Source organism: Streptomyces sp. HmicA12 (assembly GCF_000373565.1).
Classification (GTDB): domain Bacteria; phylum Actinomycetota; class Actinomycetes; order Streptomycetales; family Streptomycetaceae; genus Streptomyces.
In genome coordinates this window covers 105019-128669 of sequence record NZ_KB891809.1, presented here as the reverse complement: position 1 = coordinate 128669, position 23651 = coordinate 105019, and the positions used below count along the sequence as shown (strand labels likewise).

Here is a 23651-nt window from a genome sequence, read left to right as displayed (position 1 = left end):
CGTGACCGAGAACTCATCGCAGCAGAACCCAGCGCCCACCACCGAACTGCCGACCCAGTACGCGCCGGCCGAGGTAGAGGAGACGCTGTATGCGCGCTGGGTAGACCGGGGGTATTTCACCGCGGACGCCAAGAGCGAGAAGCCGCCGTACACGATCGTCATTCCGCCGCCGAACGTCACGGGTGCCCTGCACCTGGGCCACGCGTTCCAGGTGACGCTGATGGACGCGCTCACGCGCCGCAAGCGCATGCAGGGTTTCGAGACCCTGTGGCTGCCGGGCATGGACCACGCCGGTATCGCGACGCAGAACAAGGTCGAGCAGCAGCTCGCCGAGGAGGGCAAGTCCCGGCAGGACATCGGCCGTGAGGCCTTCGTCGAGAAGACGTGGCAGTGGAAGAACGAATACGGCGGCCGCATTCTGGGGCAGCTCAAGCGCCTCGGCGCGGGTCTGGACTGGTCGCGTGAGCGGTTCACGATGGACGAGGGGCTGTCCCGCGCCGTCCAGACGATCTTCAAGGACCTGTACGACGACGAGCTGATCTACCGTGCCGAGCGCATCATCAACTGGTGCCCGCGCTGCCTGACGGCCATCTCGGACATCGAGGTGGACTACCAGGACGACGACGGTGAGCTGGTGTCGCTGCAGTACGGGGAGGGCGACGAGACCGTCGTCGTCGCCACCACCCGTGTCGAGACGATGCTGGGTGACACGGCCGTCGCCGTCCACCCGGACGACGAGCGGTACGCGCACCTCATCGGCAAGCGGATCAAGCTGCCGCTGACCGACCGGACCATCCCGGTCGTCGCGGACGAGCACGTCGACCCGGAGTTCGGGACCGGCGCCGTCAAGGTGACCCCGGCACACGACCCGAACGACTTCGCGATCGGGCAGCGGCACGACCTCGAGACGATGACGATCATGGACGAGCGGGCGGTCATCACCGTGCCCGGTCCGTTCCAGGGGCTCGACCGGTTCGAGGCGCGCTCCGCGATCGTCGCCGCGCTGCGCGAGCAAGGCCGGATCGTCGCCGAGAAGCGTCCGTACGTCCACTCCGTCGGTCACTGCTCCCGCTGCAAGACCACCATCGAGCCGCGTCTGTCGCTGCAGTGGTGGGTCAAGGTCGAGACGCTGGCCAAGGCGGCCGGTGACGCCGTCCGTGACGGCAGCGTCGAGCTCCACCCGAAGGACATGGAGCGGCGCTACTTCGAGTGGGTCGACAACCTCAACGACTGGTGCATCTCGCGGCAGTTGTGGTGGGGCCACCGCATCCCGGTCTGGTACGGGCCGAACGGCGAGGTCGTCTGCGTCGGTCCCGACGAGCAGCCGCCGGGCACCGAGGCCGAGGGGTGGACGCAGGACGAGGACGTCCTCGACACCTGGTTCTCGTCCGGTCTGTGGCCGTTCTCGACGCTGGGCTGGCCCGAGGAGACCCCGGACCTCGAGAAGTTCTATCCGACCGACGTCCTGCTCACCGGCCACGACATCATCTTCTTCTGGGTCGTCCGGATGATGATGTTCGGCCTGTACGCGATGGACGGCGAGATCCCGTTCAAGAAGGTCGCGCTCACCGGTCTGGTCCGCGACGAGTTCGGCAAGAAGATGTCGAAGTCGAACCCGAACGCGGTCGACCCGATCGACTGGATGAACGCGTACGGCTCGGACGCCGTCCGCTTCACGCTCGCCCGCGGCGCCAACCCCGGCGCGGACGTGCCGATCGGTGAGGACTGGGTCCAGGCCTCCCGCAACTTCGCCAACAAGATCTGGAACGCCACGCGCTTCGCGCTGATGAACGGCGCGACGATCGAGGGCCCGCTGCCGGAGCCGTCCGAGATGACGGCCACCGACCGGTGGATCCTGTCCCGGCTGAACAAGACGGTCGCCGACGTCGACGCGTTCTACGACGACTTCCAGTTCGCCAAGGTCTCCGACGCGCTCTTCCACTTCGCGTGGGACGAGGTCTTCGACTGGTACGTCGAGCTGTCGAAGACGACGTTCATGGCGGGCGGCGAGCCGGCCAAGGTGTCCGGCCGGGTCCTCGGCGAGGTCCTCGACGTCACGCTGCGGCTGCTGCACCCGATCGTGCCGTTCGTGACGGAGACGTTGTGGACCACGCTGACCGGTGGCGAGTCCGTCGTCGTCGCCGACTGGCCCAAGGACAGTGGCTTCCGTGACGACGCGGCCGAGCGGGAGATCGAGACGGTCCAGCAGGTCGTCACCGAGGTCCGCCGGTTCAAGGGCGAGCAGGGTCTGAAGGCGGGCCAGCGCGTGCCGGCGCGGCTCACCCTGGACGGCACGGCGCTCGCCCCGCACGAGACCGCCATCCGTCAGCTGCTGAAGCTGCAGCCGCAGGGCGAGGGCTTCAGCGCCACGGCCACGCTGCCGGTCGCGGGCGCCGAGGTGGCGCTCGACCTGTCCGGCGCGATCGACGTGGCGGCGGAGCGCAAGCGCCTCGCCAAGGACCTCGCCGCGGCCGAGAAGGACAAGGCGCAGGCCGAGGGCAAGCTCGGGAACGAGAAGTTCCTCGGCAAGGCCCCGGAGAAGGTCGTCGAGGGCATCCGGGCCCGCCTGGTGAAGGCGGACGAGGACATCGCCCGTATCCAGGCCCAGCTGGAGCGTCTGCCGCAGGCCTAGTGCCTACGCACCCGAAGGCCCCCGGAACCGCACGGTTCCGGGGGCCTTCGTGCGTGGGCCCTGAGTCCTGCGCGCGTCAGTTCCGGGCGAGTCCGAGGCGGCGCAGTTCGACGTCGGCCAGGGCGTCCAGGACGGCCGGGTCCGCCTCGCGCCAGCCCTCAGCGAGGCGGCCGGGTCCCGCGTCGCTGAACCGGGCGAGTTCGTCGAGCGGGCGGACCAGGGCGCGCAGCGCGAGGAGTTCGCGCCCGTCCTCGGTGGCGGCCAGCTCGCGGGCGGCGGCGGCCTGCCGGGTCCAGCGGATGCGGCGCGGCAGCCACAGGGCGAGCAGAAGGCCCACGGGCACGACGAACAGGGCGACGGCGGAGAGCAGCGCCAGAGCCTGCAACGGGGCCTGCCCGGTGGGCGCCGCGTCGGCCAGCCGGTCGCCGGCCCGGGCGACGTCGTGCAGGGTGCCGTTCATCCGGGGGCCGAGCAGCGGGAGCCGGGTGCGGGTGTGCGGGGGCGTGGGGCGGGCCGCGAGGGTGATCAGCCGGTGCGCGACCACCGCGGCGACGGCCCACAGCGCGGTCCAGAGCAGAACCGCGCCGTCGCCGAGGAGTTGGCGTGCGCGGCGGCCGGGTTGATGTGCGTACCACATGGTGCGATGGGAACACCGGGCGTGCGGGGCGGGGGGTCACCGCGCCGGACGGGCGCGGGGGTTACGGCAATCGGGGGTGCCCCGGGGGGTTTCATGACTCGCCCCGCTTGCGCAGGGAGACCGGGTGCAGCGGCAGCTCCACGGTGAAGGTGGAGCCGGTGCCTTCGGTGCTGGTGGCGGTGACGGTGCCGCCGTGCCGTTCGACGATGCCACGGGTGATGAACAGGCCGAGGCCGCTGCCGCGTCGCCGGTTCGCGTTCGCGGCCCGCTGGAACGGCTCGAACAGCGAGTCCAGGAACGATGCGGGGATGCCGATGCCGGTGTCGCTGATGCGCAGCACCCAGTGCCGGGTGGCGGGTTCGTAACGGGCCCGCACGTGGACGTGGCCGCCGGCGGGGGTGAACTTCACGGCGTTGCCGAGCAGGTCGTCGGCGTACTCGTCGGGCGTGAGGCGACGCTGGACCGCGCCGCGGTGACGGTTCGTCAGGCGCGGCGGGTGACGCGGCGGGTCCGGTTCACTTCGGCGGCCACGGTCAGGGCGACCGGGACGAGGAGCGCGACCGTCGGCAGGACGCCGACGATCACCAGGGCGAAGAGCAGGAAGGCGATCACGTAGACGACGCGGACCGGGGAGCGCTTGAGGGCGGCGAGGGCGGACATGGTGGGCCTCCATGGATTGTGGGGCGGACAGGACGAGACGGACGTCCGGGTCGTCCTCGACGACGAGCACGGTGACCTGCGACGGCACGCTCGTGGGCACGGTGGCTCATACCTCCTTGGCGATGGGACCGACGCCGACGGCCTCGGCGTTGCGCCGGGTCTTGGCCCAGCCGTTGCGGCCCAGCACGATCCGGGCCAGGCCCCGGCAGGAGACCCAGAACAGGTGGTACGTGTACAGCCACAGGCCGAGCCCCCAGACGACGCCCGCGCCGCGCCGCGCGTCCCGCCGGCGCAGGGCCCGGTAGCGGGTGCCCCACAGGGCGAGCGGGCCCGCCGCCACCAGGAACAGCGCGCCCGGCAGCAGCATGTGGGCGAAGACGTGGGCGCCGGGGTCCTGGACGCAGGCGACCAGGGTCAGCGCGGCGAACAGGGTGGTGGTCAGCGCGAGCAGGACGTGCAGCGGCCCCTGGAGCAGCGTGTAGACGGTCTCCCACTTGCCCCAGACGGTGTAGTGCGGGGAGTTCACGATCCGCGGCAGATAGCGCAGGCACTGCAGGTTGCCCTGCGCCCAGCGGGTGCGCTGGGTGAGGAAGCGGCGGGTGGAGGTGACGGCCTCCTGGGAGACGTACGTGCCTTCCAGGTGCGTCAGCTCCCAGCCCTCCAGACGCATCAGGAGCCCCGACTCGTAGTCCTCCAGGAGGGCTCCGTCGGGCCAGGCGTGAATCGTGCCGTCGGCGAGCGAGTCCAGGGCGGTCAGCCGGACGAACTGGCCGTTGCCGCCGAGGCCCACGCTGCCGGTGCGGCGGCGCAGGATCTGCATCCCCGCATTGTTCACGGAGAACTCCACGTCCTGCATCCGGACCAGCCAGCGGGCGTGCGCGTCGACCAGCCGGTTCGCGCCGGGCCGCGCGGGCTTCTCGCCCGCGTTGCGCATCCGTACGCCGATCTGCGCGCCGCCGACGTCCGGGTCGGCGAAGGCGGCCGACGCCTGCTCCAGGGCGTTGCCCGCGAGCTGCCCGTCGGCGTCCACGACACAGACGACGACGTCGCCGCGGTCGGCGCCGGCGGGCAGCCAGTCGCTCAGCTGCCGGTACGCGGCGTTCAGCGCGGCGCCCTTGCCGAGCCGGGCCGCGGGCATCCGGCGGGCCACCAGGTGGATGTGGTCGTCCCAGGCGGCGCGTTCCTCGATCAGGGCGCGGGTGCCGTCCTCGCTGTGGTCGTCGATGACCCAGACGTGGCAGCCGGGGTACGTCTCGCGCAGCCGCGCCATGGAGGTACCGATGACGGCCTCCTCGTCCCGGCACGGGATGAAGAAGTGCCAGGAGAAGGCGGACACGTCACCGGCGTCCAGCGGCCGGTCCTCCCACAGGGCGTCGGAGACGGCGAACCAGTAGGCGAGGAAGCGGAGCAGGGTGAGGGCCGCGAGCACGGTCATGAACGCGGCGAGGACGGTCAGGACGCCTTCGATGGTCATGGGGTCCCCCTGAGAGATGGCGGAGACAGGAAGGTCGGGTGGCGGCGGAAGGGCTCAGACCGCGATCGGCCGGGCCGTAGGGGTCTGCGCGACCCGCTCGGTCAGGCGCGCTATCCGGGCGGAGGCGAGGCCGTCGCCGTACGGGCTGGCCCTGCGGGCGAGGGAGTTGAGCAGCGCGGCCCGGTCCGCGAGCCGGGCGAGCGCGGTCTCGGCGAGTTGCGGCCCCGGCCGCACCAGCGCCGCGAACCCGGCGTCGACCGACTCGGGACGCTCGGTGGAGCGGCGTACGACGAGCAGCGGCCTTCCGAGCACCGTGCACTCCTCCTGCACGCCGCCCGAGTCGGAGACGAGCAGCGCCGCGTGCCGGGCGAGCCCGAGGAACTCCCCGTACCCGACCGGCTCCACGACCCGCAGCCCGTCGAGCAGCGCCCCGAGTCCGAACCGCTCCACGGCCGCGGCCGTGCGCGGGTGCAGCGGCAGCAGCACGGGCGCGCCCTCGGCGGCGATCCGGCCGAGCGCGGTGAGCAGCGCGCGCAGCGTCTCGGGGGAGTCGGTGTTCTCGGGGCGGTGCACGGTGGCGAGCACGTACCCGTCCTTGGTCAGGCCGTACGAGGCGAGCAGCGCGGCCCGCTCCGGGGTGGCGGGCAGCGAGGAGCGGACGACCTCGACGACGGTGTTGCCGGTGCGGTGGATCCGCTCGGCGGGGTGGCCCTCGGCCAGCAGGTTGGCGGCGTTCTCCTCGGTGGCGGCGCAGAGCACGTCGGCCAGCTCGTCGACCATGACCCGGTTGTGCTCCTCGGGCATGGCCCGGTCACGGGAGCGCAGACCGGCCTCCACGTGGACCAGCGGGATGCCGCGGGCATTGGCGGCCAGCGCCCCGGCGAGGGTGGCGTTCGTGTCGCCCTGCACGACGACGGCGGCCGGCCGGTCGGCGTCGAAGAGGGAGTCCAGCTGCTGCAGGGCGCGGCCGATCTGGGTGCCGCGGGGGTGCCCGCCGACGCCGGTGAGCAGCTGCGGCTCGGGCAGCCGCAGCTCGTCGAGGAACCGGCCCGACAGGGCCTCGTCCCAGTGCTGCCCGGTGTGCACGAGCCGGGCGGCGTCGCCGAGGTCGTGCAGCAGCGGGGCGAGTTTCACCAGTTCGGGGCGGGTGCCGAGGACGACGGCCACGGAGCCGGGGGAGAGGGAGGAACCAGTTGTAGCGTGCATGCGTTCAGCGTTCGGCGCCGCGGGGGCGAATCGGGGGTGGGACGGGGGCGGAACGGGGGCAGCGGGTGGCTCCGCCGGAACCGGGGACTTTGGACCCGGGCAGTCCGGCCCCTCCGGCGTTCGCGGGGCGGGGCCGGGAGCGGAGCCCCGGTCAGGGGGCGCCTTCGTACCGGTAGCCGATGCCGCGTACCGCCGTGATGCGGGACGGGGTGCCCGGGGCGGCCCGGTCCATCTTGCGGCGCAGGCGCTGGACCGCGTACTTCACCCGGGTGCTGTCCTCGTCCGGCTCCTCATGCCAGGCGAGCCGGACGAGCTGCTCCCGGCCGAGCACCTGACCCGGATGGCGCAGGAACGCCACGGCGAGTTCGAACTCGGTGGGCGTGAGGTCGAGCGGCCTGCCGTCCACCCAGGCCTCGTGCGTCGTGCGGTCCACCCGCAGCCGGTCGTCGCCGAGCTCCCGGCGCCCCTGCGCGGCGGCGTTCGTGACCCGCCGCATCCGGGCGTCGAACCGGGCCCGGTACTGCTCGGGCCGGGTCCGGTAGGTGAGGTAGTCGTCGGCGCCCTCGCGGTACGCCCGGGTCTCGTCGTCGGTCTCGTACTCCTTCGCGACGACCACGATCGGCAGCACCGGGTCGGCGGCCCGCAGCAGCCGCACCAGCTCCCACGCGCCGGGGTGCGGCAGCAGCCGCCCCACGACGACCCCGGCCGGAGCGTCCGTCGCGACATCGCGCAGCGCCTCCCGGACGGTGGGCGCGGTGCGGGTGTCGTAGCCGATGACCCGCAGCCAGCGCACGACGTAACGGGTCGCCTCGCCGTCGGGGGCGGCGACGAGGACCAGGAGCCGGTCCCCGGTCTCGTCCGTGGCTGAGTGAGCTGAGTGCCTCATATCACTCCATTAATGCCCTATATCGGTCGAATCGGGTACCTGGACCTTGGATGATGGGCCTCATGCACGAAAAGGCCGGCGCACGGGCGATCCGCCGGGCGTCGGCCGCGGGCCGTCGTCTCGGGCGGCTGTGGCCGCGTGTCGCGGACTGGCGCGGCACCCCGCACGCCCTCGACCTGGTGACGGCCGGCGGCTGCTTCGCCCTGATGAGCCTGGACATCCCGGGCCTGGCCCACGCGGACAACGCCCTCACCGGCGCGACGGCCACGATCGTCCTCGCGCTCGGCGCGGCGACCCTGTTGCTCCGGCGCAGGGTGCCGTGGGGCCCCTGGCTCCCGTACGCGGTGTCGCTGGTGTTCCTCGGCTGGCTGCACGAGCTCACGCTGGTCCAGTTCGCCCTGTACTCGGTGGCCCGTTACCGGGGCCGCGCGGCGGGCGTGGTGTCGTGCCTCGGCTATCTCGTGGCGGCCTGTGTCTCGTACGCGCTCCCGAACTGGCCGGTCCACCGGGGCGAGACCGTCAGCCAGTTCCTCGCCCTGGTCGTCCCCGTCGGCGTCCTCGCCACCGGGGTCGGCATCGCCGCGAACCGCCTCGACCTGGTCCGCGCCCTGGAGGCCCAGCGCACGGAGACCGCCCTGCTCCAGGCCGTCCAGGAGGAGCGCGGCAGCGTCGCGGGCGACGTCCACGACTTCGTGGGCCGCGAGCTGACGATGCTCTCGGTCCGCGCGGGGGTGCTCTCGCGCCGGGCCCGCGGCGAGCGGTGGGAGCAGGACTTCGACGAGCTCGCGGAGACGGCCCGCCGCGCGCACCTCCTGCTGAACGAGATCGTGGTCCGGCGGGGCAGCGGGGGCGGCGCCCCCACCCCCGGCCTGGAGGCGCTGCCCGACCTGGTGGCCCAGAGCGCCCTGACCGGCAACGACGTGACCCTCACCGTGGACGACGCGGCCCGCGCCCAGTCCCCGCTGCGCCAGGCGGCGGTCTACCGGGTGGTCCAGGAATGCCTCACCAACGCCGCCAAGCACGCCCCGGGCGCCCCGGTGGACGTCACGGTGACGCTGGCCGGCCCGACCCGCCTCCGGGTGACGGTGACGAACCCGCTCCCGACGGACGTGCCCGTGGTGCCCCCGGTCTCGGCGGGCACGGGTACGGCGGGCATGGCGGAGCGGGTCGTCACGGTGGGCGGCACGTTCAAGGCGGGCCTCAAGGGCGACTGTTACGAGGTCGAGGCGGAGCTGCCGGCGAGAAGCGCCCCGTAACCCCCAAGGCGCCTACGCGGCCCCCAGCATCCGCTCAAGACCGTCGAAGTCCTCCACGCACTTCCCGCACCCCAGAGCCACGCTGTCCAGCGGATCGTCGGCCACGAACACCGGAATCCCCGTGGCGGAAGCGATCCGCAGATCGAGTCCGGGAAGCAGCGCACCCCCGCCGGTCAGCACGATCCCGTGCTCCATGACGTCACCGGACAGCTCCGGCGGACACGACTCCAGCGTCGCCTTCACCGCCGAGATGATCGCCTCCACGGGCTCGTCCAGAGCGGCCCGCACCTCGCGCACGGTGAGCTCCACTGTCTTCGGCAGCCCGGCGACCTTCTCCCGCCCCCGCACGGTGAACGCCCGCATCTCGAAGGCGTCCTCGCCGGGCACCGGCCACGCGGACCCGATCGCGACCTTGATGTCCTCCGCCGTCCGCTCCCCGATGAGCAGCCCGTGCGCCTTGCGCACGTGATCGGTGATCGCCTCGTCGAGCCGGTCGCCGCCCACCCGCAGCGACTGCGCCGTGACGACCCCGCCCAGCGAGATGACGGCCACCTCGGTGGTCCCGCCGCCGATGTCGACCACCATCGACCCGCGCGGCTCGGCCACCGGCAGCCCGGCCCCGATCGCCGCCGCCATCGGCTCCTCGATCAGGTGCACCGCCTTCGCGCCCGACCGCTGGGCGGCGTGCACGATGGCCCGCCGCTCGACCGGCGTGACCCCGCTCGGCACGCACACGACCATGCGCGTACGGGGACGGCGCCCCGGGGCGACCTTCCGCACGAAGTGCCGGATCATCTCCTCGGCCGCCTCGTAGTCGCTGATGACACCGTCGCGCAGCGGCCGGATCGCGGTGATGGATCCCGGGGTGCGCCCGATGGTCTCCTTCGCCTCGGTGCCCACCGCGAGCACGGAGGCGTGCTTGCCGCCCTCCTTGACGGCGACCACGGACGGTTCGTTCAGCACGATCCCCTGACCGCGTACGTAGAGAAGAGTGTTGGCGGTGCCGAGATCGATGCCTATGTCCATGATCACCAAGTTTGCAGGGTGTTGCTGTGCGTCCGATGAGGACCAAGGTCCCGAAACGGACAGGCCAAAGGTCCCGTTCCGTCCCGACGGGCGGCATCCGCGCCGCTGTCGGCGCTCGTCGGGGTCCTCCGTAGACTGGCGTACGTGAGTGACCTCCCCCCGCGCGACAGCAGCGACGACGACACCCCCTTCGGTGACGATGCCTTCGACGAGATCGTGGACGCCGAGACGACCCGCGACCCCGACCTCGCGGTGATCGAGGCGGGCAGCCGCACCCTGCGCACCCAGGGCGGCGCCCCGCAGGGCGACGGCATCCCGGCCCGCCCGCAGGACCCGGAGGTGGAGAAGGCGCTCCGCGCGGTCGAGGCCGACCTGGCCACGCGCTGGGGCGAGACGAAGCTGGAGCCGTCGGTCGCCCGCATCGCGGCGCTGACGGACGTGCTCGGCGATCCGCAGAAGGCGTACCCCTCGATCCACATCACGGGGACGAACGGCAAGACGTCCACGGCCCGCATGATCGAGGCCCTGCTCGCCGCCTTCGACCTGCGCACGGGGCGGTACACGTCCCCGCACGTCCAGTCGGTCACCGAGCGCATCAGCCTGGACGGCGCCCCGATCTCGTACGAGCGCTTCATCGAGACGTACGAGGACATCAAGCCGTACGTGGAGATGGTCGACTCCCAGCAGGAGTACCGGCTCTCCTTCTTCGAGGTGCTGACCGGCATGGCGTACGCGGCCTTCGCGGACGCCCCCGTCGACGTCGCGGTCGTCGAGGTCGGCATGGGCGGCAGCTGGGACGCGACGAACGTGATCGACGGCACGGTCGCCGTCATCACCCCCATCGACCTCGACCACACCGACCGGCTCGGCAACACGCCGGGCGAGATCGCGGGCGAGAAGTCCGGGATCATCAAGCAGGACGCGACCGTGATCATGGCGCAGCAGCCGGTGGACGCGGCCCAGGTGATCCTGAAGAAGGCCGTCGAGACGGACGCGACGGTTGCCCGCGAGGGCCTCGAGTTCGGCGTGGTGGACCGTCAGATCGCGGTCGGCGGCCAGCTGGTCACCCTGCGGGGTCTCGGCGGCGAGTACGAGGAGGTCTTCCTCCCGCTGCACGGCGCGCACCAGGCGCACAACGCGGCGGTGGCGCTCGCGGCGGTCGAGGCGTTCTTCGGCATCGGCTCGCAGCACGCCCGCCCGCTCGACATCGACACGATCCGCACGGCGTTCGCGTCGGTCACCTCGCCGGGCCGCCTCGAAGTCGTACGCCGTTCGCCGACCGTCGTCCTCGACGCGGCGCACAACCCGGCGGGCGCCCGCGTCACCGCCGAGGCGATCAGCGAGGTCTTCGACTTCAGCCGCCTCATCGGTGTGGTCGGCGCCAGCGGCGACAAGAACGTACGAGGACTGCTCGAAGCCTTCGAGCCGATCTTCGCGGAGATCGTCGTCACGCAGAATTCCAGCCACCGCGCCATGGACGCCGACGAGTTGGCCGCCATCGCCGTCGAGGTCTTCGGCGACGACCGCGTCCAGGTCGAGCCGCGCCTCGACGACGCCCTGGAGGCCGCGATCACGCTGGCCGAGGAAGAGGGCGAGTACGCGGGCGGCGGCGTCCTGGTCACCGGTTCCGTGATCACCGTCGGCGAGGCCCGACTGCTTCTGGGGAAGGGCTGACCGCCATGCGTACCTTGTGCTCCTCGACCCTGATCGGCGAGTTCTTCATCATCGGCTTCGCGGGCCTCGTGGCCATGAAGGACGCGGACCTGTCGACCGGCCTGGTGTGGACGGTCTGCGGCGTCGCCATGGTGCTCAGCGTCCTGCTGTGCGGCATGGTCACCCGGCCGGGCGGCGTCCAGCTCGGCTGGGCCCTGCAGATCGCCCTGATCATCAGCGGCTTCTTCGTCCCCGTGATGTTCTTCCTGGGCGCGTGCTTCGCGGCGCTGTGGTGGGCCTCGGTGCACTTCGGCCGCAAGGTCGACGCGGCGAAGGCGCGCTGGGCGGAGCAGGGGTCGAGCGCGGCCTGAGATTTTTCACGGGGTGCGTTCTTCGGCCGACGGCCGGTGGGGGCGACCAGCCCCCACCGGCCGTCGGCCGACCACGGAGTGACAAAGCCCCGGTGCGGGCCCGACGGTGACCCCCTGTAACCTCAGGGACCCGCACACCCAGGCCGCACAAGGAGTCCAGCCAACATGACCCAGCGCACGCTCGTCCTGCTCAAGCCCGACGCGGTCCGCCGCGGCCTGATCGGCGAGATCATCGGCCGTATCGAGCGCAAGGCCGGCTGGACGATCAGCGCCCTGGAGCTGCGCGAGCTCGGCCAGGAGACGCTGGAGCAGCACTACGGCGAGCACAAGGGCAAGCCGTTCTACGAGCCGCTGGTCGCGTTCATGTCCTCCGGCCCGGTCGTCGCCCTGGTCGTCGAGGGCGAGCGCGTCATCGAGGGCGTCCGCCAGCTCGCGGGTCCGACCGACCCGATCGCCGCGGCCCCCGGCTCCATCCGTGGCGACTTCGGCACGATCGTGCGCGAGAACCTGATCCACGCCTCGGACTCCGAGGACTCGGCCGCGCGTGAGCTGAAGATTTTCTTCCCGGGTCTGGCGTAACGCCCGCGAACTTTCGGAAAGTCAGTTTCTGACGATCACTCAGTCACTTAGCGCCACTGGCCTGGAGCGGCTCGAGAATTCGGGCCGCTCTTTGGCATATGCGCCCCGATTGGGGGAACGCAACCCTCCGTCGGCACGTCCCCAATAGCGGGGCGGGGATTCATCTGCTGACAATGGCGAAGACCCTCGCGCCGTGATCGTGCAGGCGAGACTACGATGGAAGCCTTCACGCCACACCGCGTCCACCTCTCGCCTACCTGACAAGCAATCAAACGCTCCACTTGGGGAAGGCCAGACGAATCCTGATGGGGAACTCAATGTCGTTCATCGGCCGTGACATGGCTGTCGACCTCGGGACCGCCAACACGCTGGTGTACGTCAGGGGTCGCGGGATCGTGCTCAACGAACCGTCCGTGGTCGCTATCAACACCAACACCGGTGGCATCCTCGCGGTCGGCGCCGAAGCCAAGAAGATGATCGGGCGCACCCCTGGCAACATCGTCGCCGTGCGTCCGCTGAAGGACGGCGTGATCGCCGACTTCGAGATCACCGAGCGCATGCTCCGCTACTTCATCCTGAAGATCCACAAGCGGCGCTACCTCGCCCGGCCCCGAGTCGTCGTCTGCGTCCCCTCCGGCATCACCGGCGTCGAGCGCCGCGCGGTCATCGAGGCCTCCTCGCAGGCCGGTGCCCGCCAGGTGCACATCATCGAGGAGCCCATGGCCGCGGCCATCGGCTCCGGGCTCCCGGTCCACGAGGCCACCGGCAACATGGTGGTCGACATCGGCGGTGGCACCACGGAGGTCGCGGTCATCTCGCTCGGCGGAATCGTCACGGCGCAGTCCATCCGCGTCGCGGGCGACGAACTGGACAACGCGATCATCCAGCACATCAAGAAGGAGTACTCGCTGCTTCTTGGTGAGCGGACCGCCGAGCAGATCAAGATCACGATCGGTTCCGCGTACGACCTCGACTCCGACGAGCACACCGAGATCCGCGGCCGCGACCTGGTGTCGGGGCTGCCCAAGACCGTCGTCATCTCGGCGGCGGAAGTCCGCAAGGCGATCGAGGAACCGGTCAACGCGATCGTGGACGCGGTCAAGACCACCCTCGACAAGTGCCCGCCCGAACTGTCGGGTGACGTGATGGACCGTGGCATCGTTCTCACCGGTGGCGGCGCACTGCTGCGCGGCCTCGACGAGCGGCTCCGTCGCGAGACGGGCATGCCGATCCACATCGCGGAGGACCCCCTGGACTCCGTGGCGCTGGGGTCCGGAAAGTGCGTCGAGGAGTTCGAGGCGCTCCAGCAGGTGCTGGACGCCTCTCCGCGCAGATGACACGACGCGCAGCCGTCCGCCGTACGAGTGCCTGCCACTTCGTACGGCGGATCGTTGATATATAGGCAAGGCATAAGAAATCCTCAGCAAGAACCTCCGCAGTAACGATTGAGGAAGGCACGGCCGCCGCACGTGAGGGACACACGAGAGAGCCGGCTGCTCCTGGTGCTGCTGATCGCCATCGCGTTCGCACTGATCACGGTGGACATCCGCGGCGGTGAGGACTCGCCGGTCGACGGTGCCCGCCAGGCCGCCGCCAAGGTCTTCGGCCCGGTGGAGAACGGCGTCTCCGGCGCGGTCGACCCCATCGGCAACGCCATAAGCGCGGTCCGCGACTCCGACGAGCGGCACGACCGGATCAGCCAACTGGAGCGCGAGAACGCCGCGTTGAAGTCGAAGCTCGGCAGCGACGACCGCAACCGCAGCAAGATCCGCCAGCTCGACACCATGCTGAAGACGGCCGGCGCCGGCCAGTACGGCATCAAGGGGGCCCAGGTCATCGCCATAGGGTCCGCGCAGGGCTTCTCCTGGACGGTCACCATCGACGCGGGCGCCAACGACGGCCTCAAGCGCGACATGACGGTCCTGAACGGCGACGGCCTGGTCGGCCGCGTCACGACGGTCGGCCCGAACACCGCCACCGTCCTGCTCGCCAACGACCCCGACTTCACCGTCGGCACCCGCATGGAGAAGACCGACGAGCTCGGCTTCGCCTCCGGGCAGGGCGACCGCCCGCTGCGCGTCCAACTGCTCAACGGTAAGGCCAAGGTCAAGAAGGGCGACCGGCTCGTCACCTTCGGCTCGCAGGCCGACAAGCCGTTCGTGCCCGGCGTCCCGGTCGGCAAGGTCGTCCGCGTCGACCCGTCCGGCGGTGACCTGACCCGCACCATCTACGTCCAGCCGTACGTCGGCTTCACCAAGCTCGACATCGTCGGCGTCGTCGTCCAGGCACCGCGCACCGACCCGCGCGACGAGGTCCTGCCGGCCAAGCCCGCCAAACCCAAGCCCACGCCGACCGTGACGGTCACCGCCACCCCGTCCGCGCCCGCGAACGGCGCCGCCGACGCCGGCACCGAGCAGTAGGAGGAGCTGACCATGCGCTTCAACCGGATCCTCCTCTCCACGACCCTCGTCGTCGTCGCCCTCGTCGTCCAGGTCTGCATCCTGGCCCGGCTCCAACTCCCCGGCGCCGTACCGGACCTGCTGCTCCTCACCGTCCTCGGCCTCGCCCTCGTCTACGGCCACGTGGGCGGCGCCCTCATCGGCTTCGGCGCGGGCCTGCTCGCCGACCTGGCCCCGCCCGCCGACCACGCCGCCGGGCGCTACGCCCTGGTCCTGTGCGTCATCGGCTACCTCGCGGGCCTGGCCAAGCCGGAGAACGGGCAGCTGCGTTCGGCCGCGGGCCCGATGGTCGTGGTCGTCGGCGCCGCCATCGGCACGACCCTCCTGTACGCGGGAGTGGGCGCCCTCGTCGGCGACACCGCGGCCCGCCACGTGGGCCTCGGCAGCCTGCTCTTCACCGCCGCGCTCTACGACCTGCTGCTCGCGCCGTTCGTCGTGCCCGGCGTGATGGCGCTCGCCAGACGCGCCGAGAACGATCCGCTGGCCGAGGCCGGCGGCGGCTCCGGCAAGGCCACCGACGTCTCCTCCGGCTGGCTCTCGGCCGGTACGGGCCTGCGCATCGGCAACCAGCGCGGCGGCCTGCGGATGAAGTCGGTCAAGGCCCGTGCCGCCCGCGCCGGACGCATCAAGGGGGTCAAGCGCCTGTGAGCGCACGGCAGTTGACCGACCCGGTCACGCACACACACAGGTTGGGCGTGTACACGTACCACTCGTACTCGCACACGCACTGAGGGGGAGCAGCACAGGTGACCAATATCCCCGAGACCGGCCGGACCCCCCGCGTCCAGATCCGCCTCGTCATTCTCCAGATCCTCGTCCTGTCCCTCCTGCTCACTCTCGGCGGCCGCCTCTGGTACCTCCAGATCCGCAACGGCGACGAGTACGCCAAGGAGGCCTCCGGCAACCACGTCCAGCAGGTCGTCACGCCCGCCGTGCGCGGCTCGATCCTGGACGCGCGGGGCGTGCCGATCGCCGACAACGAGACCCGGCTCGTCGTCTCCGCCTCCCGCACCGACCTCATGAAGATGGAGGACGACGGCAAGGGGGTCCTCACCAAGCTCGCGGGCGTCCTCGGCCTGAAGCCCAAGGAGGTCGAGGAGAAGGTCCGGCTGTGCGACGCCAAGACGCCGCAGCCCTGCTGGAACGGCTCGCCGTACCAGCCGATCCCGATCACCGACGAGGCCACCCCCAAGCAGGCGCTGCAGATCCGCGAGCGCGGCGAGGACTTCCCCGGCATCACCGCCGAGCCGACCGCCGTACGCCGCTACGCCAGCCCCGGCAAGGCGAACACCGCGCAGGTCCTCGGCTATCTCTCCCCGGTCACCGACGCCGAGATCGAGAAGGCGAAGGACACGGACTCGCCGTACCTGCGCTCCGACCAGGTCGGCCGCTCCGGTCTGGAGCGCACGTACGACAAGGAACTGCGCGGCAAGGCCGGCGTCACCCGCTACGAGGTCGACAACCTCGGCCGCGTCATCGGCCGCGCCGACAGCGACAAGGCCGAGCCGGGAGCGAACGTCGTCACGTCGATAGACGCACGGGTCCAGCGCGTCGCCGAGTACGAGCTGCAGGCGGCGATGAAGGCCGCCCGCAAGGAGTTCGACAAGAACACCGGCACCAACTACAAGGCCGACTCCGGCGCCGTCGTGGTGATGGAGGCCAAGACCGGCCGCATCGTCTCCATGGCGTCCAACCCCACCTACGACCCGAACGCCTGGGTCGGCGGCATCTCCGGCAAGGACTACGCCCGGCTGACGGGCAAGAACTCCAACTACCCGCTGCTGAACCGGGCCATCCAGGGCCAGGCCGCACCGGGCTCGATCTTCAAGGTCATCTCCACGACCGCCGCGGTCAACGCGGGCTACCCGTTCAACGGGCGCTACCCCTGCACCAGCTCGTACTCCATCGGCAACCAGGTCTTCAAGAACTTCGAGTCGGAGAACTTCGGCCCGATCAACCTGGGCCGCGCCCTGGAGGTCTCCTGCGACACCGTCTTCTACGGACTCGCCCACAACGAGTGGAAGAAGGACGGCGGCCTCAAGGGCAACAAGGACACCCAGGACTGGTTCTACAAGACGGCCCACCAGTTCGGTCTCGGCAAGGAGACCGGCGTCGACCTGCCCAACGAGGTCACCGGCCGGGTCCCCGACCGCCAGTGGAAGCAGCGGTTCTGGAAGGCCAACAAGGACTCCTGGTGCAAGTCCGGCAAGAAGGACGGCGACTACGTCCAGCGGCTGAACTACGAGAACTGCCTCGAAGGCAACCTCATGCGCGCCGGTGACTCCGTCAACTACTCCATCGGCCAGGGCGACACGCTCGTCACCCCGATCCAGATGGCGTCGATCTACGCGGCCATCTCCAACGGCGGCACCCTGCACGAGCCCGAGGTCGGCAAGGCCATCGTCAGCGCCGACGGCAAGCAGGTCCAGGAGATCCAGCCGAAGGTCAACGCCAAGCTCCCCTTCAAGGGCAAGACCCGCGACGAGATAGACCAAGCACTGGCGGGAGTGGCGACCCGCGGTACGGCCGCCTGGCGTTTCCAGGGCTGGCCCCAGGACAAGATCCCGATGCACGCCAAGACCGGTACGGCCGAGGTCTACGGCAAGCAGACGACGTCGTGGTTCGCGACGTACACCAAGGACTACTCGATCGTGATGACGATCTCCCAGGGCGGTACGGGTTCCGGCGCCTCGGGACCCGCCGTCCGCAAGATCTACGACGCGATCTACGGCCTCGACGGCAGTGGCAAGCAGGACCTCAAGAAGGCGCTGCTGCCGCAGCCCGAGAAGTCCCTGCCGAAGATCCAGAAGGACGGCTCGATCGACGCCCCGACGATCGAGACGTACGACCCGAGCAAGCAGCAGCCGCCCGCGCAGCAGGAACTGGCGGCCGGACTGCCCGCCTCGACGTACAGCAGGAGGGACTGACCGTGGCAGGCAGCACCAGTGGTTTCTCCGTCTCCGGGTACGGGCCGCAGCAACGCTCCGCCATGTCCCGGCTCATGGCCCGCGACTCGGTGGTGCGGCGGCTCGACTGGCCCATCCTGCTGTCGGCGATCGCGCTGTCGCTGATCGGCTCCGCGCTCGTCTTCTCGGCGACGCGCAACCGCACCGAGCTGAACCAGGGCGACCCGTACTACTTCCTCTTCCGCCACCTGCTCAACATGGGCATCGGCATCGCCCTGATGATCGGCACGATCTGGCTCGGCCACCGCACGCTGCGCACCGCCGTCCCGATCCTGTACGGCATCTCGGTCTTCCTGGTGCTGCTGGTCCTCACCCCGCTCGGCGCGACCGTGAACGGCGCGCACGCGTGGATCATCATCGGCGGCGGATTCTCGCTCCAGCCCTCGGAGTTCGTGAAGATCACGATCATCCTGGGGATGGCGATGCTGCTCGCGGCGCGGGTCGACGCGGGCGACCGCGAACACCCCGACCACCGCACGGTGCTCCAGGCCCTCGGGCTCGCCGCCGTCCCCATGATGGTCGTCATGCTGATGCCGGACCTCGGGTCCGTCATGGTCATGGTGATGATCGTGCTCGGTGTGCTGCTCGCCTCCGGCGCCTCCAACCGCTGGGTGCTCGGGCTCATCGGCGTCGGCGCGGCGGGCGCCGTCGCGGTGTGGCAGCTCGGCGTCCTCGACGACTACCAGATCGCCCGCTTCGCCGCCTTCGCCAACCCGGCGCTCGACCCGGCCGGCGTCGGCTACAACACCAACCAGGCGCGGATCGCGATCGGTTCGGGCGGGCTGTCCGGCGCGGGCCTGTTCCACGGCTCGCAGACCACCGGCCAGTTCGTGCCCGAGCAGCAGACGGACTTCGTGTTCACGGTGGCGGGGGAGGAGCTCGGGTTCGTCGGGGCCGGGGCGATCCTGCTGCTTCTCGGCGTCGTGCTGTGGCGCGCCTGCCGGATCGCGCGGGAGACGTCGGAGCTGTACGGCACGATCGTCGCCGCCGGGATCATCGCGTGGTTCGCGTTCCAGGCCTTCGAGAACATCGGCATGACGCTCGGCATCATGCCGGTCGCGGGCCTGCCGCTGCCGTTCGTGTCGTACGGCGGATCGTCGATGTTCGCGGTGTGGGTGGCGATCGGACTGCTTCAGTCGATCAGAGTGCAGCGCCCCATGTCGGCGTAACCGCTCCGCTCGGCGACCTGGTCTCCGGGCGGGCCCCGCGCTCCTGGCTGCGCCCGCCGTTTCGGGCTGCGCCCGCCGTTTCGGGCTGCGCCCATCGCCTTGGCGGTCGCCGCAGCCTTGGGCAATCTGCCTTCCCCCGAGCTCTCGAACGTCGCTCGAGCAGGGGAGACCCCATTGGGCGGCAGGGTGGGCAAGGCGGCACCCCGGCGCTGGGTGAGCGCTTCAGGGGGCGGTCGCCTCGGCGCCGTTCGCGGCTGACCGCCCGGTGGGGGCTGAGCGCGCAGTTCCCCGCGCCCCTTACGGGGCTCGTCCTCGCCCGCGTTCCCAGCGCGCTCCGCGGCGGAGCCGCTGATGGGTGCAGCGCCGCGTGTTCTCTGCGGCCCCGCGCCCCTTTCCGGGCGACCCGCTGACGTCTAGATTCAGGTCATGGCGGACACAAAGCGCGAGATCGAGCGGAAATATGAGGTTCCCGGCGCCCCCGACGAGCACTTCGAGCTGCCCGACCTGCTGAAGGTCCCCGGCGTGGCGGCAGTCATCGAGAAGGGCGTCGTGGAGCTCGACGCCGTGTACTACGACACCGAGGACCAACGCCTCGCGGCCGACAAGATCACCCTGCGCCGGCGCACCGGCGGCGACGACGCGGGCTGGCACCTCAAATTGCCGGTCGCGCTGAGCGAGGGCGTACGGGACGAGGTGCGGGCACCCCTGTCCGCACAGGTGCCGCGCGCGCTCGCCGGACTCGTCAGGTCCCGCGTCCGGGACGCCGAACTCGTCCCCGTCGTGCGGCTGTTGTCGTCCCGCGACGTCTCCCACCTGACCGGCGCCGACGGCGAGCTGCTCGCCGAGGTGTGCGTGGACGCCGTGCGCGCCGAACGCCCCGGGGGGCAGGGCAGCGCCGCCTGGACGGAGATCGAGGTCGAGCTGGCCGACGACGGCGACCCGGCCTTCCTCGGCAAGGTCGAGAAGAGGCTGCGCAAGGCCGGCGTCGACCGCTCCGGGGCCACCTCCAAGCTGGCCCGCGCCCTCGACGAGACCGGGGCGGGGGAGGGCGCACAGAAGGCCGACGCCGAGGCGCCCGTCACCGCGGGCGACCACGTCCTGGCCCACCTGCGCGCCCAGCGCGACGTCCTCGTCGAGCTCGACCCGGCCGTCCGCCGCGACCTGCCGGACTCCGTGCACCAGATGCGGGTCGCCGCCCGCCGGATGCGCAGCGCCTTCAAGACGTACAAGAAGCTGCTCGACCCCGCCGTCACCGCGCCGGTCGCCGAGGAGCTGAAATGGCTCGGCGGCGAGCTCGGCATCGACCGGGACCGCGAGGTGCTGACCGAGCGGCTCACCGCCCGCATCGACGCCCTGCCGCGCACCCTGCTGCTCGGGCCCGTCCGCGGCCGCCTGCGGATCTGGGCGGTGGCCCAGCGCCACGGCTCGCGCCGCCACACCGTCGCCCTGCTCGACGGCAAGCGGTACCTGGCGCTCCTGGAGACCCTGGACGCGCTGCTCACCGATCCGCCGCTCACCCCGAGGGCCGGAAAACCCGCCGCCCCCGTCTTCGTCAAAGCCGCCCTCAAGGACCAGGCCCGCCTCGCGACCCGCGTCGAGCACGCCCTGTCGCTGGCGCCTGGCACCGACCGCGACCTGGCGTTGCACGAGGCCCGCAAGGCCGCCAAGCGCGCCCGGTACGCCGGAGAGGCCGCCGTGCCCGCGCTCGGCAAGCAGGCCAAGAAGTTCGGCAAGGAGATGAAGGCGGTGCAGTCCCTGCTCGGCGACCACCAGGACTCGGTCGTCGCCCGCGAGGCCCTGCGCCACCTCGCGATCCAGGCGCACGCCGCCGGGGAGACCGCCTTCACCTGGGGCCTTCTGTACGGACAGGAACAGGCGGCCGCCGCGGACCGGGAGCGGGAGCTGCCGGAGGTGTGGCGGAGCGCGGCGGAGGCGGACCTTTCGGCGGGTTAGGCTTGAGGGTCACCCCTGTCAGCTCACAAAGGTCCACGGTTATGCCTGCCGAAGCCGCCCCCGCGGCGCCCCAAGCGGTCGAGTCTGTGTTTCCGCAGCTCGAAGCGCTGCTCCCGCATGTGCAGAAGCCGATCCAGTACGTCGGCGGAGAGCTCAACTCCACGGTCAAGCCGTGGGAGTCCTGCGACGTCCGCTGGGCGCTGATGTACCCGGACGCGTACGAGGTCGGGCTGCCCAATCAGGGCGTCATGATCCTCTACGAGGTGCTGAACGAGCGCGACGGCGTCCTCGCCGAGCGTACGTACAGCGTCTGGCCGGACCTCGAAGAGCTGATGCGCGAGCACAAGGTGCCTCAGTTCACGGTCGACTCGCACCGCCCGGTGAAGGCCTTCGACGTCTTCGGACTGTCGTTCTCCACCGAGCTCGGCTACACCAACATGCTCGCCGCGCTCGACCTGGCCGGCATCCCGCTGAAGTCGGCGGACCGCACGCTGGACGACCCGATCGTCCTCGCGGGCGGCCACGCGGCCTTCAACCCGGAGCCGATCGCCGACTTCATCGACGCCGCGGTCATCGGCGACGGCGAGCAGGCCGTGCTCGACATGACCGACATCATCCGCGCGTGGAAGGCCGAGGGCCGTCCCGGCGGCCGCGAGGAGGTCCTCTTCCGCCTCGCGAAGACCGGGAACGTGTACATCCCGGCCTTCTACGACGTCGAGTACCTGCCCGACGGCCGCATCGGCCGTGTGGTCCCGAACAAGTCGGGCGTCCCGTGGCGGGTCTCCAAGCACACCGTCATGGACCTCGACGAGTGGCCGTACCCGAAGCAGCCCCTCGTGCCGCTCGCGGAGACCGTCCACGAGCGCATGTCCGTCGAGATCTTCCGCGGTTGCACCCGCGGCTGCCGCTTCTGCCAGGCCGGCATGATCACGCGCCCCGTGCGGGAGCGAAGCATCACCGGCATCGGCGAGATGGTCGACAAGGGCCTCAAGGCGACGGGCTTCGAGGAGGTGGGCCTCCTCTCCCTCTCGTCCGCGGACCACTCGGAGATCGGCGACATCGCCAAGGGCCTCGCCGACCGCTACACCGAGGACAAGATCGGCCTCTCGCTGCCGTCGACCCGCGTGGACGCCTTCAACATCGACCTGGCCAACGAGCTGACCAGGAACGGTCGCCGCTCCGGCCTCACCTTCGCCCCCGAGGGCGGCAGTGAGCGCATGCGCAAGGTCATCAACAAGATGGTCTCCGAAGAGGACCTGATCCGCACCGTCGCGACCGCGTACGGAAACGGCTGGCGCCAGGTCAAGCTGTACTTCATGCTCGGCCTGCCCACCGAGACCGACGAGGACGTCCTGCAGATCGCGGACATGGCGGCGAACGTCATCGCCAAGGGCCGCGAGGTCGCGGGCAACGACATCCGCTGCACCGTCTCCATCGGCGGCTTCGTGCCCAAGCCGCACACGCCCTTCCAGTGGGCCCCGCAGCTGTCGTCCGAGGAGACGGACGCCCGCCTCGCCAAGCTCCGCGACAAGATCCGCGGCGACAAGAAGTACGGCCGCTCCATCGGCTTCCGCTACCACGACGGCAAGCCCGGCATCGTCGAGGGCCTGCTCTCCCGCGGCGACCGCCGCATCGGCGACGTCATCCGCGCCGTCTACGAGGACGGCGGCCGCTTCGACGGCTGGCGTGAGCACTTCAGTTACGACCGCTGGATGGAGAGCGCCGCCAAGACGCTGCCCGCGTACGGCGTCGACGTCGACTGGTACACGACGCGTGAGCGTACGTACGAGGAGGTCCTGCCCTGGGACCACCTGGACTCCGGTCTCGACAAGGACTGGCTCTGGGACGACTGGCAGGACTCGCTCGACGAGACCGAGGTCGAGGACTGCCGCTGGACGCCCTGCTTCGACTGCGGTGTCTGCCCGCAGATGGACACGAGCATCCAGATCGGCCCGACCGGCAAGAAGCTGCTGCCGCTGACGGTCGTGAAGTAGCGACAGGCGAGACATGAGCGAGGGGCGGCCGGTGAGCATCCGGCCGCCCCTCGTTGCTCCGTGCCGCGCCGTGCCGTGCCGTGCCGCGCCGTGCCGCGCCGCGCCGCGCCGCTCCGTGCCGCGCCGAGGCCGACCGGCTACTTGCTGACGGCGAAGCGCATCAGGGCGCGCTCGTCGCCCTGCTTGATCTTCCCGGTCTCGTTGATGACCTCCAGCTTCCAGACGCCCGCGGGGGTCCGGATGGCCTTCGCCACGAGGCAGCCGTTGTCCGCGCTGAGCAGGCTCGGCCAGATGTCGGCGACCTGCTGGCTGCTGCCGCCCGTCGCGTCGTACACCTTGAAGCTGATGTTGCGGGCCTTCTGGAACGAGCTGCCCTTCTTGTAGGCCGCCGCGATGAACACGATCGACGTGATCGGCGACGGCACCTTCGCGAACTCGACCGTCACGGTCTCGTCGTCGCCGTCGCCCTTGCCCGTCTGGTTGTCGCCGCTGTGCAGGATCGCCCCGTTGCCCAGCGGGTCCAGGGAGTCGAGGCCCGCGAGGCGGACCGGGTCCGCGCCCGAGATGGCTATCGCGATGAGGTCCAGGTCGGTGCCCTGCTTGCGGCGCAGCGCGCCGAGCACACCGCCGCTGCTGCCGGCGGTCGGGTCCCAGGAGACCCCGATGGAGAGGTGGGTGACACCGTCGAGATCCGCGGGGCCGTCTTCCTTCGTAAGCGTAATCATGCGCA

At 70.9% G+C, this 23651-nt stretch carries 20 protein-coding genes; 12 read left to right on the top strand and 8 right to left on the bottom strand.

The window, feature by feature from the left end; genetic code table 11:
- Window position 1 precedes the first annotated feature (1 nt).
- On the top strand, window positions 2-2632 hold the full coding sequence (locus B072_RS0118480) for a valine--tRNA ligase (RefSeq protein WP_018531449.1): 2631 nt from the start codon (window positions 2-4) through the stop codon (window positions 2630-2632).
- 76 nt (window positions 2633-2708) lie between these two features.
- Here the strand turns inward: B072_RS0118480 and B072_RS0118475 are convergent, their stop codons facing one another.
- The 6 genes from B072_RS0118475 to B072_RS45580 all read right to left on the bottom strand — a co-directional run bounded on the left by B072_RS0118475 (window position 2709) and on the right by B072_RS45580 (window position 7495).
- On the bottom strand, window positions 2709-3269 hold the full coding sequence (locus B072_RS0118475) for a hypothetical protein (protein ID WP_018531448.1): 561 nt from the start codon (window positions 3267-3269) through the stop codon (window positions 2709-2711).
- Between the two features lie 91 nt (window positions 3270-3360).
- Window positions 3361-3693 carry a sensor histidine kinase gene (locus B072_RS46560; RefSeq protein WP_237499935.1) on the bottom strand — a complete coding sequence of 111 codons (333 nt, stop codon included), beginning with the start codon at window positions 3691-3693 and terminating at the stop codon, window positions 3361-3363.
- A gap of 59 nt (window positions 3694-3752) precedes the next feature.
- The gene (locus B072_RS48710; protein WP_018531446.1) at window positions 3753-3929 is read right to left on the bottom strand and encodes a hypothetical protein; all 177 of its coding nucleotides are present in this window, start codon (window positions 3927-3929) and stop codon (window positions 3753-3755) included.
- A gap of 106 nt (window positions 3930-4035) precedes the next feature.
- Window positions 4036-5403, bottom strand: coding sequence for a glycosyltransferase (locus tag B072_RS0118460; protein ID WP_018531445.1), 1368 nt, complete (start codon window positions 5401-5403; stop codon window positions 4036-4038).
- Between the two features lie 54 nt (window positions 5404-5457).
- Window positions 5458-6609, bottom strand: a complete 1152-nt coding sequence (gene wecB, locus B072_RS0118455; protein ID WP_026245997.1) for a non-hydrolyzing UDP-N-acetylglucosamine 2-epimerase — start codon at window positions 6607-6609, stop codon at window positions 5458-5460.
- 151 nt (window positions 6610-6760) lie between these two features.
- Window positions 6761-7495, bottom strand: coding sequence for a response regulator transcription factor (locus tag B072_RS45580; protein WP_018531443.1), 735 nt, complete (start codon window positions 7493-7495; stop codon window positions 6761-6763).
- 62 nt (window positions 7496-7557) lie between these two features.
- Between B072_RS45580 and B072_RS0118445 the strand changes: the two genes are divergently transcribed.
- Window positions 7558-8751 (top strand): sensor histidine kinase, encoded by a 1194-nt coding sequence (locus tag B072_RS0118445; protein ID WP_043244271.1) that lies wholly within the window; start codon window positions 7558-7560, stop codon window positions 8749-8751.
- Window positions 8752-8763: 12 nt separating this feature from the next.
- Here the strand turns inward: B072_RS0118445 and B072_RS0118440 are convergent, their stop codons facing one another.
- Window positions 8764-9777 carry a rod shape-determining protein gene (locus B072_RS0118440; RefSeq protein WP_199791067.1) on the bottom strand — a complete coding sequence of 338 codons (1014 nt, stop codon included), beginning with the start codon at window positions 9775-9777 and terminating at the stop codon, window positions 8764-8766.
- Window positions 9778-9921: 144 nt separating this feature from the next.
- On the opposite strand from B072_RS0118440, the gene folC reads away from it, so the two are divergent.
- The 10 genes from folC to B072_RS0118390 all read left to right on the top strand — a co-directional run bounded on the left by folC (window position 9922) and on the right by B072_RS0118390 (window position 22921).
- A complete protein-coding gene (gene folC, locus B072_RS0118435; protein WP_018531440.1) occupies window positions 9922-11451 on the top strand; it encodes a bifunctional tetrahydrofolate synthase/dihydrofolate synthase in 1530 nt (509 codons plus the stop codon).
- A gap of 5 nt (window positions 11452-11456) precedes the next feature.
- Entirely contained in the window at window positions 11457-11801 is a 345-nt protein-coding gene (locus tag B072_RS0118430) for a DUF4233 domain-containing protein (protein WP_018531439.1), read from the top strand.
- 165 nt (window positions 11802-11966) lie between these two features.
- Window positions 11967-12380 (top strand): nucleoside-diphosphate kinase, encoded by a 414-nt coding sequence (ndk, locus tag B072_RS0118425; protein ID WP_018531438.1) that lies wholly within the window; start codon window positions 11967-11969, stop codon window positions 12378-12380.
- Window positions 12381-12697: 317 nt separating this feature from the next.
- A complete protein-coding gene (locus tag B072_RS0118420) occupies window positions 12698-13717 on the top strand; it encodes a rod shape-determining protein (RefSeq protein ID WP_018531437.1) in 1020 nt (339 codons plus the stop codon).
- Between the two features lie 132 nt (window positions 13718-13849).
- The gene (gene mreC / locus B072_RS0118415) at window positions 13850-14800 is read left to right on the top strand and encodes a rod shape-determining protein MreC (RefSeq protein ID WP_018531436.1); all 951 of its coding nucleotides are present in this window, start codon (window positions 13850-13852) and stop codon (window positions 14798-14800) included.
- 12 nt (window positions 14801-14812) lie between these two features.
- Complete coding sequence (gene mreD, locus B072_RS0118410) at window positions 14813-15487, top strand: rod shape-determining protein MreD (protein WP_018531435.1); 675 nt, start codon at window positions 14813-14815, stop codon at window positions 15485-15487.
- Window positions 15488-15585: 98 nt separating this feature from the next.
- The gene (gene mrdA / locus B072_RS0118405) at window positions 15586-17766 is read left to right on the top strand and encodes a penicillin-binding protein 2 (protein ID WP_018531434.1); all 2181 of its coding nucleotides are present in this window, start codon (window positions 15586-15588) and stop codon (window positions 17764-17766) included.
- A 62-nt stretch (window positions 17767-17828) separates the two neighbouring features.
- Window positions 17829-18974 (top strand): rod shape-determining protein RodA, encoded by a 1146-nt coding sequence (rodA, locus tag B072_RS0118400; RefSeq protein WP_086020373.1) that lies wholly within the window; start codon window positions 17829-17831, stop codon window positions 18972-18974.
- A gap of 426 nt (window positions 18975-19400) precedes the next feature.
- Window positions 19401-20927: a CYTH and CHAD domain-containing protein gene (locus B072_RS0118395; protein ID WP_018531432.1), complete on the top strand. Its 1527-nt coding sequence runs from the start codon at window positions 19401-19403 to the stop codon at window positions 20925-20927.
- Window positions 20928-20968: 41 nt separating this feature from the next.
- On the top strand, window positions 20969-22921 hold the full coding sequence (locus B072_RS0118390) for a TIGR03960 family B12-binding radical SAM protein (protein ID WP_043244222.1): 1953 nt from the start codon (window positions 20969-20971) through the stop codon (window positions 22919-22921).
- A 137-nt stretch (window positions 22922-23058) separates the two neighbouring features.
- On the opposite strand, the gene B072_RS0118385 is transcribed toward B072_RS0118390, so the two are convergent.
- On the bottom strand, window positions 23059-23646 hold the full coding sequence (locus tag B072_RS0118385; RefSeq protein WP_018531430.1) for a TerD family protein: 588 nt from the start codon (window positions 23644-23646) through the stop codon (window positions 23059-23061).
- Between the last annotated feature and the right edge of the window lie 5 nt (window positions 23647-23651).

Bases quoted from the DNA above. Each gene is read 5' to 3' on its own strand.
- B072_RS0118475 (WP_018531448.1), bottom strand. From the start codon at position 3,269: ATGTGGTACGCACATCAACCCGGCCGCCGCGCACGCCAACTCCTCGGC.
- B072_RS48710 (WP_018531446.1), bottom strand. From the start codon at position 3,929: ATGTCCGCCCTCGCCGCCCTCAAGCGCTCCCCGGTCCGCGTCGTCTAC.
- B072_RS0118460 (WP_018531445.1), bottom strand. From the start codon at position 5,403: ATGACCATCGAAGGCGTCCTGACCGTCCTCGCCGCGTTCATGACCGTG.
- wecB (WP_026245997.1), bottom strand. From the start codon at position 6,609: ATGCACGCTACAACTGGTTCCTCCCTCTCCCCCGGCTCCGTGGCCGTC.
- B072_RS45580 (WP_018531443.1), bottom strand. From the start codon at position 7,495: ATGAGGCACTCAGCTCACTCAGCCACGGACGAGACCGGGGACCGGCTC.
- B072_RS0118445 (WP_043244271.1), top strand. From the start codon at position 7,558: ATGCACGAAAAGGCCGGCGCACGGGCGATCCGCCGGGCGTCGGCCGCG.
- B072_RS0118440 (WP_199791067.1), bottom strand. From the start codon at position 9,777: ATGGACATAGGCATCGATCTCGGCACCGCCAACACTCTTCTCTACGTA.
- B072_RS0118430 (WP_018531439.1), top strand. From the start codon at position 11,457: ATGCGTACCTTGTGCTCCTCGACCCTGATCGGCGAGTTCTTCATCATC.
- ndk (WP_018531438.1), top strand. From the start codon at position 11,967: ATGACCCAGCGCACGCTCGTCCTGCTCAAGCCCGACGCGGTCCGCCGC.
- B072_RS0118420 (WP_018531437.1), top strand. From the start codon at position 12,698: ATGTCGTTCATCGGCCGTGACATGGCTGTCGACCTCGGGACCGCCAAC.
- mreD (WP_018531435.1), top strand. From the start codon at position 14,813: ATGCGCTTCAACCGGATCCTCCTCTCCACGACCCTCGTCGTCGTCGCC.
- rodA (WP_086020373.1), top strand. From the start codon at position 17,829: ATGTCCCGGCTCATGGCCCGCGACTCGGTGGTGCGGCGGCTCGACTGG.
- B072_RS0118395 (WP_018531432.1), top strand. From the start codon at position 19,401: ATGGCGGACACAAAGCGCGAGATCGAGCGGAAATATGAGGTTCCCGGC.
- B072_RS0118390 (WP_043244222.1), top strand. From the start codon at position 20,969: ATGCCTGCCGAAGCCGCCCCCGCGGCGCCCCAAGCGGTCGAGTCTGTG.
- B072_RS0118385 (WP_018531430.1), bottom strand. From the start codon at position 23,646: ATGATTACGCTTACGAAGGAAGACGGCCCCGCGGATCTCGACGGTGTC.